Raw genomic sequence first — 18,534 nt, forward strand, 5'->3', positions numbered from 1 at the left:
CCTTGACCACTGGTACGGAACCACATCCGAACAGCGGCGGCGTACGGACCGGTACGCGCGCCGCGATCACCGCCCCGCATCTGCGCACCGACCGCTGGTGGCTGGCGCCCGCCGTCACCGCGGTCGGGCTGCTGGCCTTCGTGGTGTACTCGACCTGGCGCGCGTTCGCGGACACGAACTACTACTCGGCGCCGTACGTCTCGCCGTTCTACTCGCCCTGTCTGGCCGAGCGGTGCCGGACGATGCACGCGGGCCCGAACGCGGACCTCTTCGGGAGCTGGTGGGGCATCTCCCCCGCCATCATCATCCTGATCTTCCCGCTCGGCTTCAGGCTGACCTGCTACTACTACCGCAAGGCCTACTACCGCGGCTTCTGGCTGTCGCCCCCGGCCTGCGCGGTGGCGGAACCGCACAAGAAGTACACCGGCGAGACCCGCTTCCCGCTCATCCTGCAGAACATCCACCGGTACTTCTTCTACGCCGCGATCGTCGTCGCCGGGATCCTGACCTACGACACCGTGCTCTCCTTCCGCGACGAGCACTACCGCTGGGGCCACATGGGCCTGGGCACCCTGGTCTTCCTGCTCAACATCACGCTGATCTGGGCGTACACCCTGTCCTGCCACTCCTGCCGGCACATCGTCGGCGGCAAGCTCAAGCACTTCTCCAAACATCCCGTGCGGTACCGGATGTGGCAGTGGGTCGGGAAGCTGAACGCCCGTCACATGCTGCTCGCGTGGGCGTCGCTGATCAGCGTGGCGCTCGCCGACTTCTACGTGTATCTGCTCGCGTCCGGCGCCTTCGACGATCCGCGCTTCTTCTAGATGAGTGGGGCCTTCTGATGTCCGTGGTCGACCGGCAGGAGTGGGACGTCGTCGTGGTCGGTGCCGGGGGCGCCGGACTGCGCGCCGCCATCGAGGCGCGCGAACGAGGCGCCCGTACGGCCGTGATCTGCAAGTCGCTGTTCGGCAAGGCGCACACGGTGATGGCCGAAGGCGGCATCGCGGCGGCCATGGCCAACGCCAACGAGCACGACAACTGGCAGGTCCATTTTCGCGACACCATGCGGGGCGGCAAGTTCCTCAACCAGTGGCGGATGGCCGAACTGCACGCGCAGGAGGCCCCGGACCGGGTGTGGGAGCTGGAGACCTGGGGCGCCCTCTTCGACCGTACGAAGGACGGGCGGATCTCGCAGCGCAACTTCGGCGGCCACGAGTACCCACGGCTCGCACACGTCGGCGACCGGACCGGGCTCGAGCTCATCCGGACTCTCCAGCAGAAGATCGTGTCGCTCCAGCAGGAGGACATGAAGGAGACGGGCGAGTACGAGAGCCGGCTGAAGGTGTATCAGGAGTGCACCGTCACAAGGGTGCTGAAGGACGGCAGTCGCGTCTCCGGGGCGTTCTGCTACGAGCGCGAGTCCGGGCGCTTCTTCGTGCTCGAAGCTCCCTCCGTCGTCATCGCCACCGGCGGTATCGGCAAGTCGTTCAAGGTGACGTCGAACTCGTGGGAGTACACGGGCGACGGACACGCCCTCGCGCTGCTCGCCGGAGCGCCGCTGCTCAACATGGAATTCGTGCAGTTCCATCCGACGGGCATGGTCTGGCCACCGTCGGTGAAGGGGATCCTGGTCACCGAGTCGGTGCGCGGGGACGGCGGGGTGCTCAGGAACTCCGAGGGCAAGCGGTTCATGTTCGAGTACATCCCGGACGTCTTCAAGGAGAAGTACGCGCAGTCCGAGGAGGAGGGCGACCGCTGGTACGAGGACCCGGACCACAACCGGCGTCCCCCGGAGCTGCTGCCGCGTGACGAGGTCGCCCGCGCCATCAACTCCGAGGTGAAGGCGGGTCGCGGGTCACCGCACGGCGGGGTCTTCCTCGATGTGTCGACCCGGATGCCCGCCGAGGTGATCAGGCGCCGGCTGCCCTCCATGTACCACCAGTTCAAGGAGCTCGCGGACGTCGACATCACGGCGGAGGCGATGGAGGTCGGGCCCACCTGTCACTACGTGATGGGCGGCATCGCGGTCGAGTCGGACTCGGCCGCCGCGCGCGGCGTACCGGGGCTGTTCGCCGCCGGTGAGGTCGCGGGCGGCATGCACGGTTCCAACCGGCTCGGCGGCAACTCCCTCTCCGACCTGCTGGTCTTCGGGCGACGGGCGGGACTGCACGCCGCCGAGTACGCCGCCGACCTGGCCGGGGACCGCCCGCCCGTGGACGACATCCAGATCGACACGGCGGCGGCCGAGGCCCTGCGGCCCTTCTCGGCCGAGGGTCCGGAGCCCGGTACGGAGAGCGGACGCCCGCCCGAGAACCCCTACACCCTCCACCAGGAACTCCAGCAGACCATGAACGACCTGGTCGGCATCATCCGCCGCGAGGCCGAGATGGAACAGGCCCTGGAGAAACTCGCGGAGCTGCGGGTACGGGCACGGCGGGCCGGAGTCGAGGGCCACCGGCAGTTCAACCCCGGCTGGCACCTCGCCCTCGACCTGCGCAACATGCTCCTGGTCAGCGAGTGCGTGGCCCGCGCCGCCCTGGAGCGCACGGAGTCACGCGGCGGCCACACCCGCGAGGACCATCCGACGATGGAGCGGACCTGGCGTCGCGTCAACCTCCTGTGTCAACTCACGGATCCCACGGGCGGGTTGGCGGCCACCGACCCGGTGCACGGCCAGATCGACCTCAGCCGCGAGAGCACCGAACCCATTCGTCCCGACCTGCTCGCCCTCTTCGAGAAGGAGGAGCTGGTCAAGTACCTCGCCGAAGAGGAGCTCTACGAGTGAGCAGCTACGAGGCCCGCTTCAAGGTGTGGCGCGGGGATGCGAAGGGCGGCGGCCTGGAGGACTTCGCGGTCGAGGTCAACGACGGTGAGGTGGTGCTGGACATCATCCACCGGCTCCAGGCGACCCAGGCCCCGGACCTGGCCGTCCGCTGGAACTGCAAGGCGGGCAAGTGCGGTTCGTGCTCGGCGGAGATCAACGGGCGCCCCCGGCTGATGTGCATGACGCGCATGTCGGTGTTCACGCGGGAGGAGACGATCACCGTCACACCGCTGCGCGCCTTCCCGGTCGTAAGGGATCTCGTCACGGACGTCGGCTTCAACTACGCGAAGGCGCGGCAGGTCCCCGCGTTCGTCCCCCCGGCCGGTCTCGGCCCCGGCGAGTACCGCATGCAGCAGGAGGACGTGGACCGCTCGCAGGAGTTCCGCAAGTGCATCGAGTGCTTCCTGTGCCAGGACACCTGCCATGTCGTGCGCGATCACGAGGAGAACAAAGCGGCGTTCGCGGGCCCGCGCTTCCTGATGCGCGTCGCCGAACTGGACATGCACCCGCTGGACTCGGCCGCCGACACCGGCCTGGACCGCAAGCGCACCGCCCAGGACGAACACGGCCTCGGCTACTGCAACATCACCAAGTGCTGCACGGAGGTCTGCCCCGAGGGCATCAAGATCACGGACAACGCCCTGATCCCCCTGAAGGAACGGGCGGTCGACCGCAAGTACGACCCGCTGGTGTGGCTGGGGTCGAAGATCAGGAGGCGGGATTCGTCGTCGTAGGAGCGGTGGGGCCGCGGCGGCGGTCTCGGGTCGCCCGGTACATCAGGGCGGCCCCGGTGATCAGGCCCGCGCCGCTCACGACGGCGACGGCGAACTGGAGGAAGCCGGGGCCTGGGAAGGCCAGACTCAGCGACTCGAGGGCGAGAGCCGCCGTCAGCACCAGCGCGCCCTGGCCCCACAGGCGGCGCCGGACGACGGGGCGACGCTCCCAGCCCGGCACCCGGCCGCCGCGCACGGCGACGATCCCGACGGCCGCCGCGAGTCCGAGGACCACGCCCTCGCCGAGGCCTGCGGCGAAGAGCCAGGGCCCTGTCATCGGCGTTCGGGGGCGTCGGCGCGACCGGGACTCCGGGAGGCTATCTGGAGCACGAGCCCCGCGATGAACAGGGCCATACCGGTCATCGCGAAGGGCGCCATGCCGAGGTCGGGCCCTCGGAACGGGCCGATGAACAAGTACAGGGACATCCCGACGGCCCCCACCACCGAGCCGTACCCCCACAGCTTCGGCCGGAAGACACGGGGGCGCAGCCAGGGCGGCACCCAGCCCGTGACGATCCCGGCGATCCCCATCAGCGCCGCGCCGGTCATGGCCAGCGCGGCGAAGGCCACCAGATACAGGTGCACGGGCTTCCCCCTCCCCCAGAGCGCGCCGAACCGGCGCGCGCCCTCAGATCATGGCACGGGGTTCTCCAGCAGCGTGAGGGTCTGCCCGATGCTGTGTTCCGCGATCGCCCGCATGAACTCCGGATCCGGGAAGTCGCCGTCGAGGAGCCGGAGCGGGCCCGCGACCAGTGAGAGGTGCATGGCCAGGCGGTAGAGGCGCAGCCGGTCCTCGTCGAGGCCGTCGGCGCGCAGTGCTGCGTAGGCGTCGTAGCCGTGGTGGAAGCGCTGTCGCAGGAAGACGTGCTCCCACTCGGCGTCGAAGTAGAGCAGGCCCTCGATGTCGATGAGGACGGGGTGGCCGTGCTCGTCCACGAGCACGTGGTCCGGGCCGAGTTCGCCATGGACCAGGCCGACGCGGCTGCGCGGGCGGACCCTCTCGGCGAGGGTGTGCAGACGGTCGTGCAGGGCCTCGCGTACGGCGGCGATCCGGGGGTCGCGTGCGCTGGCCTCCGCCAGGTCGGCCAGCGCCCGTTCGAGGACGACCTGCTCGCACGAACCGCCGTGCGCGCTGCCGCCGTTGTCGACGACGGCGACCTTTCCGTGGCGTGGTGCGGGGTGGGCGTGCAGGGTGCGCAGGGCCTCGGCCAGTTCCCGCAGGGGCCCCGCGGCGGCCTCGGGGTCGCGGTGCAGCAGGTCCTCCAGGCTGCCGCCGCGTATGTCCTCCACCACGGCAACGTCCGAGGGCACGCGCGTGTGTGTGCGGTCGGCGAACAGCAGGCGGGGGGTGCGGATGCCGAGGGCGGTGAGTCTGTCGTACGCGGCGGTGAAGAGGTCGAGCCCGGAGGCGTGCGAGAAGGAGTCTCGGGGGTCCGCCGGCTCCGCGTCCCAGTAGTCCTCGGCCGGGTCCCAGACATAGGCGACCGCGCTGGAGCCGTCGTCGAGGAGGAGCCGGTAGACACCCTTCTTGCTGCCGCCGCGCAGACGGGTGACAGCGGTGAGCGTCCGGGCCGGGCCGAGGGCGGCACGGGCGAGGGGCGCCAGCTCGTCCCTCGTGAGCGGTCTGCGGGTGACCGTCACCGGACCCAGCCTTCCTCGTACGCCGTCCAGTCCTTCTCCCGGGCGGCGAAGTCCACGTACAGGGCGACGCCGAAGTGTTCCCGGGTGCGGTCGGTGCGGGAGAGACCGAGGCGGGCGCCGCGGACGGCCGCCGCGACCGTCTCGGCGGAGCCGTGGTGGTCCATGTTGTCCTCGTAGTAGAAGGGCAGCCCCATCAGCAGGTCGGTCGATTTCGGGGTGACTTCGAGAGCAAGGGAGGTCTGCTCGGCGACGTAACCCCCGTACAGGCTCTCCAGCGGAAGCGCCGTGTCGTACGACATCACGGCGATCTGGTCGACCCGGCGGGCGACCTGCCCGAAGAACGACTGGGACCACCACTTGGGGTGTGCCGTGAAGGCGCCCGCGACGGAGTGGAGGTTCGGGAGCGGGTCGATCTGGTGGGCGGCGACGGAGAGCTGGGCGTCGTGGGCCCGGGTGACGCGGCGCAGATCATCGAGCAGGGAAAGGTAGTTCGAGTCGCCGGAGTGCAGGGGCTCCAGGTCGAAGTGGGCGCCCTCGAAACCGGCGTCGAGGATCTGTCCGGCGGAGCGGACGACGGCGGCCCGGGTGGCCGCCCGTTCCAGGCGCATCCCGACCTCCCCCTCGGTGGCGAGCACGTCGCCGAGCCAGGCCTGGACGCGGACGCCGGGCAGTTCGCGGTGCACGGCCTCGACCAGCCAACGCGCCTTCGGGTACGCCGACTCGGGCAGGGTCCCGTCGTGCTCCAGCGGTCCCGCGTGCACGTACAGATCCCGGATCCCGGTCGTCCGCAGCCGCTCCGCGAGCGCCTTGACGTCCGCGTCCTTCTTCCGGCCGTCCACCCAGGCGTGGCCCATCCAGAGGGCGTCACGGTTCCTGGTCCAGGTACCGGAGCCCGGGTCTCCGGCGTAGTTGACCCGCAGGGCGGTGCCCACGGCGAGCAGGGAGAGCACCGACACCAGAACGAGCGCGAGCGCGACCCGTTTGGGCCAGCGGAGGCGGGGGTGCCGCCAGCCCCGGCCCACCGTTCGAAGCCAGGCGGGGACACGGCTCGGGGAGGTACGGCCCCCGTCGTCCTCCGGCCCGCCCGCTCCCCTCTCTGTCCCCGCCCCGGTGTCCGTCCCCGCCCCGGCCGGTGTCGCCGTCGTCTCCTCCACCGGCTCCACCCCGGTCCCCGTGTGCTGCTTGTCCATCCCCCGTGCCCCCTCCGTACGCCCCCGTATCTCCCGTACCTTAAGCGGCACCGCCTCGGCGCACCCCCGGTCGCGCCCCGGCGCAAGCGGTCATACGCTCCCAAATGTGACGTCGCCCCTGAGCCGAAGCCGGTCGCGCCGAGCCACGTCCCACATAGCCGTACGGGTGGCGCATGCCGTGCTCGGGGGGCTGCTGGCGGTGGGGTGGCTGCTGCTGCCCGTCGCACGGGCGGGTGCCGACGAGGTGCGGGCCGCGCCCGGGCGGGGCGGGACGAGCACCGCCGATCTCGTGCTGCCCCTCGTCGCGGTGGTCGCCGCGGGGGCGCTGGCGGCGTACTCGTACGCGCGGCGGACACGGCGGGCCCGGACCCGTACGACACCCGGTGGCGGCACCCCGCACCCCGTGCCGTTCGCCGAACTCGACCGGCGGGCGAGGCGGTTGCTCGTCGAGATCGACGACTGTGTACGCACCGGCACGGAGGAACTCGATCGGGCCGCGGACCAGTTCGGAGAGGAGGCCGTCGAGACGTACTCGGAGGCGCTGGCGTTCGCGCGCTCCGAGCTGATGGCCTCCTTCCGGCTGTGGCAGCGGCTGGACGACTCCCGGACGGACGACAGCCTCGTGAGGCGGGAGCTGCTGGAGGAGATCGCCACGCGCTGTTCGGAGGCGGGGCGGCGGCTGGACGCGGAGGCGCCCGGGTTCGACCTGCTGCGCGCCCTGGAACGGACGCTGCCTGCCGCGCTGGAGTCGGCGCAGGCCCGTTTCCGGGAGCTCGCCGCGCGCACCCCGGCCGCGGAGGCGACACTCAGCGAGCTGCGCGAGCGGTACGCGCCCTCCGCGTCCCTTTCCGTCGCGGGCCACGTCGAACAGGCCAAGGACCGGCTCGTGTTCGCCACCACCCGCCTGAACCAGGCCCGGCAGTACCTGGACCGGGGGGAGGGCGCGCGGGCGACGGTGTATCTGCGGGCCGCCGAGGCCGCCGTCGACCAGGCGGGCCTCTTCATGGACGGTATCGACCGGCTGGCCTCCGAACTCGCCTCCGCGGCGACCCTGTTGCCCGGGGCACTGCGCGACGCGCGGGCCGAGCTGGCGGCGGCGCGCGGCCTCCCGGCCGTCGGTGCGCTGCCCGGTCGGATCACGCACGCCGCGTCGGCCGTCGCCGACGTGCGGCGGGAGATCGCGGGCGGCGTCCGTCCGTACGACCCCCTCGGCGCCCTCCGTCGCGTCGCCGACGCCACGGCACCGCTCCTCGCCGAGGACCGCGTCCCCGTCGACCGGGCCTTCCTGGACCGGGCCTTCCTCGACCACGCGCTCCTTCCGGCCCGCAGTGCCGTCGCCCTCGCCTCCGACTTCGTCACGACGCACCGGGGAGCGGTCGGGGTCGAGGCCCGGACCCGGCTGTCGGAGGCGGAGCGGCACCTCGCGCTCGCGCCCCGCACCCTCGTCGACGTCCGGCGCGCCGATGGGCTCGCCCTGGAGGCCCAGCAGCTCGCGGAGCGGGACGTGCGGGCGTACGGGAATCCGTATGCCGGACCCGAGGATGCGGGCGTCGGCGGTGCGGTGCTCGGCGGGATCCTGCTGGACGACACCCCAAACGCCCCCGCGGCGAGCTTCGGCGGACCGAGGACACGCGGGCGCAGGGACTTCTGAGGGTGCGGGGCTTTCAGGGGTGCAGGGACCTTAGGGGGCGCAGAGGCCCTTGGGGGCGCGGGGAACTGTGCGGTCAGAACAGGCTCAGCAACGCCTCCGCCGGGTCCGTGAGGGGCGTGCCGCCGTCCGGGAGCGGGAGTTCGAACCAGACCGTCTTGCCGCGCGGCGTCCGCCGCGAGCCCCACGCGGCGGAGAGCAGACCGACGAGCTGCAGCCCCCGGCCCCCTTCGTCCGTGTCTCGGGCGCGGCGCCGGCGCGGCTGGACGAGGCCCGCGTCCCAGACCTCGCACACGAGGGTCCGGTCCAGCAGCAGGCGCAGCCTGATCTCGCCCTCGCCGTAGCGCAGCGCGTTGGTGACGAGTTCGCTGACCAGGAGCTCGGCGGTGTCGACGAGCGGCTCCAGGTCCCAGGCGGTGAGCTGGGTGCGCGCGTACTCACGGGCCCGCCCCACACTGCGCGGCTCGCGCGGCAGTGTCCAGTCGCCCACGGAGTCGGCGGGCAGCCCCTGGACACGCGCCATCAGCAGCGCGATGTCGTCCTCGCCGTGGTGGGTGTCGAGGGTGTTGAGGACGTGGTCGCAGACGTCCTCCAGGGGGCGGGAGGGGTCGGTGAGCGCGCCGACGAAAGCCTGCAGGCCCTCGTCGAGGGGGTGATCGCGCGATTCGACCAGTCCATCCGTGTAGAGCGCCAACAGTGCGCCTTCGGGTAGTTCGACCTCCACCTCCTCGAAGGGCTCGCCGCCCACCCCGAGGGGCATGCCCGGCGGCACGTCGAGCATCAGCGCGCTCTCGCCGGGTTCGACGAGCACCGGCGGCAGATGGCCCGCGTTGGCGAAGGTGCAGCGGCGGGTCACGGAGTCGTACACCGCGTACACGCAGGTCGCCAAATACACCTCGGAGAGGTCGGCGTCGCGGGGCTGGCGGGCCGCGCGGGTGGCCTGCTGGACCCCGCCGGGGGTGCCGAGACCGCGGGCGATCTCGTCCAACGCCGAGAGGACTTCGGCGGGTTCGAGGTCGAGAAGGGCCAGGGTGCGGACCGCGGTGCGCAGTTCACCCATGGCGACCGCCGCGCGCAGACCGCGCCCCATGACGTCGCCGACGACCAACGCCGTGCGGTGACCGGGGAGTTCGATGACGTCGAACCAGTCGCCACCGACCTCGGTGGCCGCGTTGCCGGGCAGGTACCGACACGCGATGTCCAGGCCGGAGGCCTCCGGGTCGCCCGGCGGGAGGAGCGAGCGCTGCAGGATCAGCGCGCGTTCGTGCTCGCGGCGGTAGAGGCGGGCGTTGTCGATGCAGACCGCGGCGCGCGCCGCGAGTTCCACCGCGAGCGCCCGGTCGCGGTCGCCGAACGGCTCGCTGCCCTTCGTACGGGAGAACTGGGCGAGGCCGACCACCGTGTCGTGGGCGACCATCGGGACCGCCAGCGTGGACTGGATGAGCCCGCCGTCCTCGGCGGGGACGTGCTGGGGGCGGGCGGTGCGCAGGGCGTCCGCGCAGGGCGAGTTGAACGGGTAGTGATGGACGGCGCCCACGGCCACGGGGGCCGGTCCGCCGATGAACGGCGCGTCGGACACGGCGCTGGCGAAGGCGACCCGGCGCAGCTCCGCGCTGCCGTCGGCGAGAGCCCGCGGGGTCTCGTCGCCCGCCAGCAGGCCCTGGTAGAGGTCGACGGTGGCGAGGTCGCAGAAGCCGGGCACGACGACGTCGAGGAGTTCGCGCGCGGTGGTCTCCAGGTCGAGGGAGTTGCCGATGCGGGCGCCCGCCTCGTTCAGAAGGGCGAGATTGCGCCGCGCGGCGGCCGCTTCCCGGGCCGCGGCGCGGCGGCTGGTGATGTCGGTTCCGAGCCAGGCGATACCGATGGGGCGGCCGCTGCCGCTGTGCACGCGGTAGAGGTTGATCGACCAGTGCCGGCGCTCGTCGGAGCCGGGTATGAAACCGGTGACGTGCATGTCCGTGATGGAGTCGCCGGTTTCGAGGACGCGACGCAGCGTCGCGGCGACCCGCTCGGCCTCGGAACGTGGCAGATAGTCGTGGACCGTACGGCCACGGTGGCTCTCCACGTTTCCGCCGAACACCGAGGCGAACCGCTTGTTGGCGCGCCGGACCCGCAGATCCGTGTCAATGAGCAGGAAGCCGAACGGAGATTGACCGAAAATCGCCTGCGAGGCGGCGAGGTCCGTCTCGATGCTGCGGAGGGTCCGGACGTCCACGACGATGCACACGGCGGCCCGCTCGCCGTCCTCCGTCGTGGTGGGCATCACATAGACCTCGGCGAGGCCCTCGTCACCCGGCCCACCGTCCTCGGTGGCCGGCATGCGGAAGGGGACCACACCGGTCCACTCGCGGCCGTCCAGGATCTCCGCCATCTTGCGCTGGCCGCGCTCGCGCTGGTCGGGTTCGAAGAACGCCTCGATGGGGTCCATGCCGAGGGCGCGCTCGGGGGATATCCCGAAGAGCTGCTCGGCACGCAGGCTCCACTGGTCGACGAGGCCGTCGGCACCGATGGAGAACGAGGCGACCTTGATGTAGTCGTAGATCGAACCGGGCGGGCTGCTCTGCCACATCGCGTCGCCCATGGGCTCTCCGGACGGTTCGACGGACGGTTCGACGGACGCTCCGCCCTGCGGTCCACCAGGCGACTTGGCCGTGGTCCGGTGCATGTCCGCGCCGATGTCCGTGGCCGCGTCCGTGCCCGTTTCCGTCGGATCGCCCGTCGGGGAGCCCGTCGAGGCGCCCGCCGTCCGGGGCCTGGCGTCGCCGCTCGCTCCGGCGGGTGTGCCGCCCCATGGTGTGTTCGTCGGCTCGGTTCTCGCGTCGCCTCGCGGTCGGGTCATGGCGTCGCCCATCGCCCCGCCCGTCGCTCCGGCCACGGCGGAATCCCCCGCGGCCCCCGACCTCGCGCCGTCCGACGGGTCCTCGGACTCCGTGGCCTTCGCTGGTATCTCGCTCACGCGAACCGTCCCCTCCAGCTCACCGCGTCCGGCACCGGTCACCGGGGGCGGCTGCCCGCAGTATCCAGCACTACGGCGCCGCACAACACGGTGTTCACGATCACAGCACGGTCCCGATGGTTTTTGGACCGGCCGCGACATACTCCCAGTCTTCTAACCAGGTGGCGCCCGCTCGAATCAAAGACTCCGGACAACTCTGGTGGCCTGAACCAATCGGTCGCCCCGCCCTCCGCCCGACACACCCTCAGCACGGCAGCCGACGCACCCTCAGCCGGGCACCGTCAGCGTCCTCGACCGGGCACCGCCCGACCCCTCAACCGGGCACCGTCCACGCCCTCGGCCCGGCACCGTCGGCACCCTCAGCCGGGCACCCCGAGTTCGAACCACACCGTCTTTCCAGTGTCCCCGGGCCGGGTACCCCAACGCCGCGACGACCCCGCCACCAGTTGCAGCCCTCGACCGCTCTCGTCGTCCGCGTCCGCTGACCGCTCACGGGGCGGGTCGGGCAACGGGTCGGACACCTCCACGAGGAGGGCACCGGGCAGCCCCCCGGGTCTGACCAGACGGACACCGATGGGGCCGGTGGCGTGCCGCAGCGAGTTGGTCACCAGCTCACTGACCAGCAGCGCGGTCACATCTCCGAGGGAATCCAGCCCCCAGGTGCGCAGCTGCCCCCGGACGACGGCACGGGCGGTACGAACGGCACCGGGCTCCGCGGGAAAACTCCACTCGGCACAGTCGCCTTCGGTGTCGATCACGCCGATCACTTCCCAGGCCAGGAACCCACCCATGTCCGGTTTCGTGGGGTTAATGGGCACATACCCGATATCCGGGAAGCTTTACCGCACATGTGGGTGCACTGTGGCACGAACGGCGTACGGGACTTCGGGCCGCGGACACGGCTCGCGCTCTCCCGCCCCCGAAAGCCGTACACACAGCGCCGCGCACCGGCGCCCGCGCCCGCACCTCGCATGTCACCGGTGTCCCCCGAAGAGAGGAGCCGTTGCGCGCGACGAGAGGAGCCGTTGCGCGAAGCCCGGTCCTGCGGCCCGCCGGCGCCTCAGCCGTCCCAGCGCCGCAGCACCGCCTTCACGGCGGGGACGTCCTGGTCCAGCCAATCCACATCCCAGAGCTCGTCCGGGCTCAGCCAGCGCAGCTCGTCATGATCCTCGAGGGGCATGGGGTCGGCCGAGCCGGGAAGCAGCCGCGCGGTCCACACACGCAGGACGTACGGCGTCCGCAGGGGCCACTCCCCCGGGACACGCTCGACGGACTCCGCCGTGACGCCGAGTTCCTCGCGCAGTTCGCGTACGAGGGCGACTTCGGGGGCCTCGCCCGGTTCCACCTTGCCGCCGGGCAGCTCCCAGCGTCCGGCCAGTTCGGGGGGTGCGCTGCGGCGCGCGGCGAGGAGGCGTCCGTCGTGCAGCAGGGCGCCACCCACCACCACGATCGTTTCGTCCATGCGCCGGAGCCTACGGCAGGGCACACCGGACACGGACAGGACGTCGGACCGGGGCCGTCACACCGTCACCTGGATCCGTTCTGCGCGATCCGCTCGACCCAGTAGAGCTGCTTGTGGCCGCGGTCGTCGAGGCTGTCCGCGATCTTCTGGGCCTCGGCCCGGGTCGCGTACCTGCCGACGCGGTAGCGATTGCCGTTGTCGTCCTGCCGTATGACGAGCCAGGGAAGAGTGATCGTGCCGTCGTTCATCGAGCCCCTCCACTTCCCGCCCCCGGCCCGCGCCGTGCCCCACACCCTAAGGAAACCGCAATCCGCATATGCCCGAGCGTACGCCTAACCTTCACGCAGCGAATACGCCTTTACACAAAGAGGTACGCAACCAGCCAAGACGGAGGGGGCGCATGGGTACGAACGCGCCGTCGAGCGCCCTCCGTGCGCCCGTCAGGCAGCGCGAACTCCGCCGGGGGCAGGGCATTTGAGAAAGGCCAGATTGCAACCGACCTCGCACGCGGGGCACTTGGCGGTCCGCTCGCCCGGCAGCCAGGGGGTACCCGCCCCGCGGACGCCGACCGCCCGTGAACTCCTACGGCTACTTCACCGGCAGGTGGTACGCGATGCGATACCGGTCCGCCGGTACGACGACGTCGGCCGTCTCCACCGGACGGCCGGAGGCGAAGTACGTCCGCTGGATGACGACGACCACATGCCCGGGGACACCGCCCAGCGCGAGGAGTTCCTCGGCGAGGCCGGGACGGGCGCCCACTTCCTCCGTGACGTTGTCCACGATCACGTCGATGGCCGCCATCCGCTCGACGACGCCCATGCCCCCGAGCGGGCCCTCTTCGGGGAGCATCACAGGGGTGCGGCCCGTGACGGCGAGGGGCTCCCAGGAGGTGGAGAGCATCATCGCCTCGCCGGCGTCCCGGAAGACGTAGTTCGTACACATCACGCGGTCGCCGGGCCGGATCGAGAGGCGCTCGGCGATCGCGCCGCTCGCCTCGGCCTGCTCGCTGCGCGACTCCCAGGTGCCGCGCACGGCCAGGTCCGCCTGCTCCTGGCGGAAGGGGGTCGCGCCGCTGTCCGGGCGGTACCCGGAACGGGCCACCCGGCGCGGCACCGGCCGCTCCCGCACATACGTCCCCGAGCCGGAGCGGCCTTCGACCAGACCTTCGGCCATCAGCACCTTGCGCGCTTCGAGGGCGACCGTGTCCGAGACGCCGTACTCCTCGCGGATCCTGGCCTGGGAGGGGAGGCGGGTGTGCGGTGGCAGCGAACCGTCGACGATCTTCTTGCGGAGATCACCCGCGACACGCAGATACGCCGGCTGCTCACCGAAAGTCACTGGCCGCTCCCATCAGGTTGTACAGACAGCTACAGCCTGGCAACCGTGGGTTGTGCCATGCAAGCGAAGGCCAGAGAATCACTCGATGTGATTACTGATCCTCGCCGAGGGCTTTACCCAGGCACTTTCTCCCCGCTATAGCCCGCGTCACACCTCCAGGCCGCCACTGCTTCCCCCGTCGCCCCGGCCGCCCCCGCCCCCGTCGCTCGACGGCGGGGTGGTGGTGAGGCCCAGAACCTTGCGTGCGGTGACCGTCCTCCTCGGGTCGATGAGCTTCAGGCCCTTCTTGTAGTGGGCGGAGAAGGTACCCGCGTCCGTGGCGGCCGCCGCCTTCACCCACTCCTTCCGCGAGGCCTCGACGTCGTCGACGAGGGTGGCGACGGGCTTCTCGGCGGCGGGGAACCAGCCGTGTCCGCGCAGCAGATGCGCCTCGTCGTCGAGCGCGACGGAGACCTTGGTCGCCCACTCCTTGTAACCCCGCAGGTCGTCGTCGACGTACTTCGCGGCGGGCGCCGCGCGCAGGGCTTCGTCGAGCGTGTCCGCGGCCTGCAGATACGCGAACTGGTCCGCGTTCAGGGTGAAGCCGTCCTTGCGCAGCGAACCCTTCAGGCCGCTCTTGCCGTCCCCGCTCTCCAGCATGCAGATGATCGAGTGACGACCGAGGTTCCAGCTGTCGCGGGTCGGGATGAAGTGGTACAGCCGGACATCGTCCGGGACGGCCCAGGCGTCCATCGTGTACGCGCGCTCGAACGCGCGGCACTTGGCGTCGGCGACATCGAGCAGACTGCCGCGGCCGGGGTAACGCGCGCCGCTCGTGGCGAAGTTCGCGATCACTTCGGCGTGGTGCCTCGCGGCGCACGGCACCTTGTCGATGCGGACGGTCGTACCCTTCGGCGAGTCGCCCGGCTCGTCGAAGCAGTCCCCCTTCCCGAGCGAGAAGACCGTGCCCGTGCCCTTGCCCGCCGAGTCGTTCATCCCGCCCTTGAAGCCGTCCCAGAAGTCGCTCGCGCCGCCGGTGGCGACGGCCAGGACGAGCAGCGCGACACCGAGCGAGGACATCACCATGCCGCCCACCGCCAGCCCCTTGCCCCGCTCGCCCCGCTTCTTGATCTGCGCGAGCGCGACGATCCCGAGGACCAGCCCGACGGCGGGCAGGAAACAGAGGATGCCGAACACCAGCGCGACGATCGCGAGCCCGTTGACGGGCGCGGGACGGTTGTACGGGGAGTAGCCCTGACCCCAGACCTGGTACGGCCCTTGGTACGGCCCCTGATACGGCCCCTGAACGAGCGGCGGGTACGGGCCCTCGGGCCGCTCGGGCCCGGGCGGCGGGGGTATGGCCACGAGTGCTCTGCTCCTAGTCCGGGCGGGCTCGGCCGTACGGAAAAACCATGACGGCACCGACGTACGACGGGCATATGTTCGCCGCACAGTTGGGCGCATCGTAAGTGCGGCACGGTGGGGCGGCATGGCCGGGGGCGGGGACGGAATGCGGATCACGAACGCGACGATCGGCGCGGTCAACGGGCTGACGTCGCGATGGGCGCGCGAGACATCCACCGGGACGGTGTTCTCTGCGGCGGGGGTGTGGCCGCTGCTCGGGTTCCTGGCGGACGGGGCGACGGGGGCGACGCGGGCGGAACTGGCGGCCGCGGTGGGATTTCCCGCTGACGAAGCGGCTCACCACGCAAGGGAGTTCATGGGCGCGCTCAACGCGATTCGGGGGCTGGACTCGGCCGTCGGGCTGTGGAACGACCGGAAGCTGGAGGTACGCGAGAAGTGGGCAGCGGGGCTGCCCGACGGGACACGCGGAGAGCTCACCGGTGACCCGGCCACCGACCACGAAACGCTCGACGCGTGGGCGGCGCGACGGACGGCGGGACTCATCGAGCGCCTGCCGATCGAGCTGTCCGAGGAGACCTTGCTCGTACTGGCCAGCGCACTCGCCCTGCGGACCCAGTGGCTGCGCCCCTTCGAGGAGTACCCGCTGCTGCCGGAGACGGGACCGTGGCAGGAACGAACCCTGTTGGGGCTCCACCGCAGCAGCACGCTGCTCGACCGGATCGGCATGGCGGACACGCCGGAAGGGTGCGTCACCGAACTGAAGGTGCTGGGCAGCAACGGCATCGACGTCCATCTCCTGCTCGGCGAGGAGCGGATGAGCCCTGGGCAGGTGCTGGGCGCGGGCATGGACATCCTCGCCCGCACCCGGTCGGTCGTACCCGGTCCACAGCTCCCCTACGGCGATGTGGGCCCCGGCCTGCGCGTAGTGAAGGAGCGCCGTGAACGGCCCCAGCCGCCGACTCTTCACGTCACGACCGTCGCGTACGAACTGACGGCCGACCACGATCTGCTGGAACGGCACGGCCTGTTCGGACTCACCACCGCGAGGGACCTGAGCCATGGGCACTTTCCTGGCATCGGCGACCGGCCGCCTCTGGCGGTGGCCTCCGCCCGCCAGTCCGCCATGGCGAAGTTCGGCGCCCTCGGTTTCCGGGCCGCGGCGGTGACAGCCTTCGGCATCGCAGCCGTGGGCATCCCCGACCTCCGCTACGTCACCACCACGATCGAAGCCACCTTCGACCGCCCCTTCGGCTTCCTCGCTCTGCACCGCACCTCGCGGCTCGTCCTCGCGGCGGGGTGGGTCACGGAGCCGGAGCCGTTCCCCGAGGATGTCGAGGTGCACGCATAGCCTGCGCCCATGACACCTTTGCCGGATTGCTTCTGCCCGGCGGACGGTACACGCGTCCCCGGCGGCTCGCTCGACTGGTGCTGCCCGCTCTGCCGCGGCCCGCTCGACCTGGACTTCGCGCCGACCCCCGCGCCCCTCAAGTCCCTGACCGGACGCGTGAACTCACTGTGGCGGTACACGGAGTGCCTGCCGCTGGCCGCACCCACGGTCAGCCTGGGCGAGGGCCGTACCCCGCTGGTGGAGCTGCGCGGGGGCATCTCGGCCAAGCTGGACTTCCTGATGCCGACCCTGTCCTTCAAGGACCGCGGCGCCGTCCTGCTCGCCGAGCTGGCACTGCGGCTGGGGCCACGGCAGGTGATCGCGGACAGCAGCGGAAACGCGGGGACGGCGATCGCCGCGTACTGCGCGCGGGCCGCACTGCCCTGCACGGTGTACGTCCCCGAAGACACGTCGCCGAAGAAGCTGGAGCAGATCGAGGCGCACGGGGCGCGGACGCACGTCGTGGACGGGGACCGGGAGGCGACGGCCCGGGCGGCGCGCGAGGCCGCGGACCTCCCGGGCACGTTCTACGCCTCGCACGTCTTCAACCCGTACTTCCTGCACGGTACGAAGACGTACGTGCACGAGCTCTGGGAAGACCTGGGAGGGCGCCTGCCCGACGTCATCGTCGTCCCCGTCGGCAACGGCACGCTGCTTCTCGGCGCCGCCCTCGCCGTCGCCGAGCTGCACGGGGCGGGGCTCATCGACCGGCGGCCCGCGCTGTACGCCGTCCAGGCCGCCGCGGTGGCGCCGCTCGCGCACGCCTGGGCCGAGGGCGCGGACGACCTGGTCGGCGTCACTCCCCCGGCCCCCACCTTCGCCGAGGGCATCGCCATCCCGCGCCCGCCCCGGGCCCGCCAGATCCTGCGCGCCGTACGCGCCTTCGGCGGCACGTTCCTCACGGTGACGGAGGACCAGATCCGCCACGCCCAGAGGGACTTGGCGTCACGGGGCCTGTACGTCGAGTCGACGGGAGTGGCGTGCTGGGCGGCGGTACGGGAAGGGGTGCTCGGGGGACGTACGGCGGTGGTGCCGTTGTGCGGGGCGGGCGTGAAGACGGGGCCGGCCCGGGGATAGGCGGTCCGGGCGGCCCCAGGATTGACAACGCCCCGTCGGCGGTCACTCGTCGAAGGACGTGCTCCGCGTGCGCTTCTCCCAGGGCGCGATGTCACCGCGCACCTGGTCGAGGTGGTCGAGTACGGCGGTGACGGCGTCGTCGCCGAGGGGCAGGCGCAGCGGGGTGTGCTCGGCGTCCAGCGCGGCCAGGACGAGGGCCGCCGCCTTCGCGGGGTCGCCCGGCTGGGTGCCGTCGGCGGTCTCGACCATGCGGCGGGTGGCGCCGACCGAGGTGTCGTACACGCCGAGGTCGGGGCTGACGCCCGCACGGGTGCTGTCCATCAGCGCGGTGCGGAACGCGCCGGGCTCGACGATCAGCACCCTGATCCCGAACTCCTTCACCTCGTCGGCGAGCGCCTCCGACATCCCCTCCAGCGCGAACTTCGTACCGGAGTACGCCGAGAAGCCCGCGAAGGACATCTGCCCGCCCATGCTGCTCATCTGCACGATCGCGCCGGACCGCTCGGCCCGCATGTACGGCAGCACGGCCCGCACGAGCGCCGCCGGACCGAACACATGCAGATCGAAGAGCGAGCGCAGCTCACTGTCCCCGGTCTCCTCCATGGCCCCCACGTGCGTGCGCCCGGCGTTGTTGACGAGCACGTCGATCCGCCCGTGCCGCTCCACGACCCCCCGCACGACGTCCTCGGCCGCCGTCACGTCGGTCACGTCGAACGGCACCGCCTCGGCCCGTTCGGGGTACGCGGCGACGAGATCCGCGAGCCCCTCCACGCGCCGCGCCGCGCCGACGACCACGTCGCCCGCCCCGAGCGCCGCCTCCGCGATCGCCCGCCCGAACCCGCTACTGGCTCCCGTGATCAGCCACACCTTGCTCATGGCGCCCCCTGGTCC

17 protein-coding genes are annotated in these 18,534 nt (G+C 71.6%); 6 read left to right on the forward strand and 11 right to left on the reverse strand.

Annotated features, from left to right (window positions below; all coding sequences use genetic code 11):
- The first annotated feature begins 2 nt into the window (after positions 1-2).
- Genes sdhC through SMIR_RS12255 form a run of 3 tightly spaced genes read left to right on the forward strand, consistent with a single transcriptional unit; the run spans position 3 to position 3,558 of the window.
- Complete coding sequence (sdhC, locus tag SMIR_RS12245) at positions 3-824, forward strand: succinate dehydrogenase subunit SdhC (RefSeq protein WP_168495219.1); 822 nt, start codon at positions 3-5, stop codon at positions 822-824.
- 17 nt (positions 825-841) lie between these two features.
- On the forward strand, positions 842-2,785 hold the full coding sequence (locus SMIR_RS12250; protein ID WP_212726996.1) for a fumarate reductase/succinate dehydrogenase flavoprotein subunit: 1,944 nt from the start codon (positions 842-844) through the stop codon (positions 2,783-2,785).
- On the forward strand, positions 2,782-3,558 hold the full coding sequence (locus SMIR_RS12255) for a succinate dehydrogenase/fumarate reductase iron-sulfur subunit (protein ID WP_168495215.1): 777 nt from the start codon (positions 2,782-2,784) through the stop codon (positions 3,556-3,558). The genes SMIR_RS12250 and SMIR_RS12255 overlap by 4 nt, the downstream gene beginning before the upstream one ends.
- On the opposite strand, the gene SMIR_RS12260 is transcribed toward SMIR_RS12255, so the two are convergent.
- The 4 genes from SMIR_RS12260 to SMIR_RS12275 are packed head-to-tail and all read right to left on the reverse strand — an operon-like array spanning position 3,533 to position 6,428.
- The gene (locus SMIR_RS12260) at positions 3,533-3,874 is read right to left on the reverse strand and encodes a hypothetical protein (RefSeq protein WP_168495213.1); all 342 of its coding nucleotides are present in this window, start codon (positions 3,872-3,874) and stop codon (positions 3,533-3,535) included. The genes SMIR_RS12255 and SMIR_RS12260 overlap by 26 nt on opposite strands.
- Positions 3,871-4,182, reverse strand: a complete 312-nt coding sequence (locus tag SMIR_RS12265; RefSeq protein WP_168495211.1) for a hypothetical protein — start codon at positions 4,180-4,182, stop codon at positions 3,871-3,873. Before SMIR_RS12265 ends, SMIR_RS12260 begins: the two co-directional genes overlap by 4 nt.
- A 48-nt stretch (positions 4,183-4,230) precedes the next feature.
- A complete protein-coding gene (locus SMIR_RS12270) occupies positions 4,231-5,238 on the reverse strand; it encodes a phosphotransferase family protein (RefSeq protein ID WP_168495209.1) in 1,008 nt (335 codons plus the stop codon).
- A complete protein-coding gene (locus SMIR_RS12275; RefSeq protein ID WP_248003111.1) occupies positions 5,235-6,428 on the reverse strand; it encodes a glycoside hydrolase family 18 protein in 1,194 nt (397 codons plus the stop codon). Before SMIR_RS12275 ends, SMIR_RS12270 begins: the two co-directional genes overlap by 4 nt.
- Positions 6,429-6,534: 106 nt before the next feature.
- On the opposite strand from SMIR_RS12275, the gene SMIR_RS12280 reads away from it, so the two are divergent.
- Positions 6,535-8,079, forward strand: coding sequence for a coiled-coil domain-containing protein (locus SMIR_RS12280; protein ID WP_168495207.1), 1,545 nt, complete (start codon positions 6,535-6,537; stop codon positions 8,077-8,079).
- A 73-nt stretch (positions 8,080-8,152) separates the two neighbouring features.
- Here the strand turns inward: SMIR_RS12280 and SMIR_RS12285 are convergent, their stop codons facing one another.
- The 6 genes from SMIR_RS12285 to SMIR_RS12310 form a co-directional block, all read right to left on the reverse strand.
- A complete protein-coding gene (locus SMIR_RS12285; protein WP_248003110.1) occupies positions 8,153-11,032 on the reverse strand; it encodes a SpoIIE family protein phosphatase in 2,880 nt (959 codons plus the stop codon).
- A gap of 359 nt (positions 11,033-11,391) precedes the next feature.
- Positions 11,392-11,823, reverse strand: coding sequence for an ATP-binding protein (locus SMIR_RS12290; protein ID WP_168495203.1), 432 nt, complete (start codon positions 11,821-11,823; stop codon positions 11,392-11,394).
- Between the two features lie 269 nt (positions 11,824-12,092).
- On the reverse strand, positions 12,093-12,494 hold the full coding sequence (locus tag SMIR_RS12295) for a (deoxy)nucleoside triphosphate pyrophosphohydrolase (protein ID WP_168495201.1): 402 nt from the start codon (positions 12,492-12,494) through the stop codon (positions 12,093-12,095).
- A 65-nt stretch (positions 12,495-12,559) separates the two neighbouring features.
- On the reverse strand, positions 12,560-12,742 hold the full coding sequence (locus SMIR_RS12300) for an SPOR domain-containing protein (RefSeq protein ID WP_101400465.1): 183 nt from the start codon (positions 12,740-12,742) through the stop codon (positions 12,560-12,562).
- Positions 12,743-13,082: 340 nt separating this feature from the next.
- Entirely contained in the window at positions 13,083-13,835 is a 753-nt protein-coding gene (locus SMIR_RS12305; RefSeq protein ID WP_168495199.1) for a GntR family transcriptional regulator, read from the reverse strand.
- A gap of 147 nt (positions 13,836-13,982) precedes the next feature.
- The gene (locus SMIR_RS12310) at positions 13,983-15,179 is read right to left on the reverse strand and encodes a DUF4190 domain-containing protein (protein ID WP_168495197.1); all 1,197 of its coding nucleotides are present in this window, start codon (positions 15,177-15,179) and stop codon (positions 13,983-13,985) included.
- A 124-nt stretch (positions 15,180-15,303) separates the two neighbouring features.
- Here SMIR_RS12310 and SMIR_RS12315 point away from each other — a divergent pair, with 124 nt between their 5' ends.
- Together SMIR_RS12315 and SMIR_RS12320 are read left to right on the forward strand one after the other, a co-directional pair.
- Positions 15,304-16,527 (forward strand): serpin family protein, encoded by a 1,224-nt coding sequence (locus SMIR_RS12315; RefSeq protein WP_248003109.1) that lies wholly within the window; start codon positions 15,304-15,306, stop codon positions 16,525-16,527.
- A gap of 9 nt (positions 16,528-16,536) precedes the next feature.
- The gene (locus SMIR_RS12320) at positions 16,537-17,643 is read left to right on the forward strand and encodes a pyridoxal-phosphate dependent enzyme (RefSeq protein ID WP_168495195.1); all 1,107 of its coding nucleotides are present in this window, start codon (positions 16,537-16,539) and stop codon (positions 17,641-17,643) included.
- Positions 17,644-17,685: 42 nt separating this feature from the next.
- Here SMIR_RS12320 and SMIR_RS12325 read toward each other — a convergent pair whose 3' ends face one another.
- Positions 17,686-18,519, reverse strand: coding sequence for an oxidoreductase (locus tag SMIR_RS12325; protein WP_168495193.1), 834 nt, complete (start codon positions 18,517-18,519; stop codon positions 17,686-17,688).
- Positions 18,520-18,534: the final 15 nt, after the last annotated feature.

The sequence above is a fragment of the Streptomyces mirabilis genome (genome assembly GCF_018310535.1).
Taxonomy (GTDB): Bacteria; Actinomycetota; Actinomycetes; order Streptomycetales; family Streptomycetaceae; genus Streptomyces.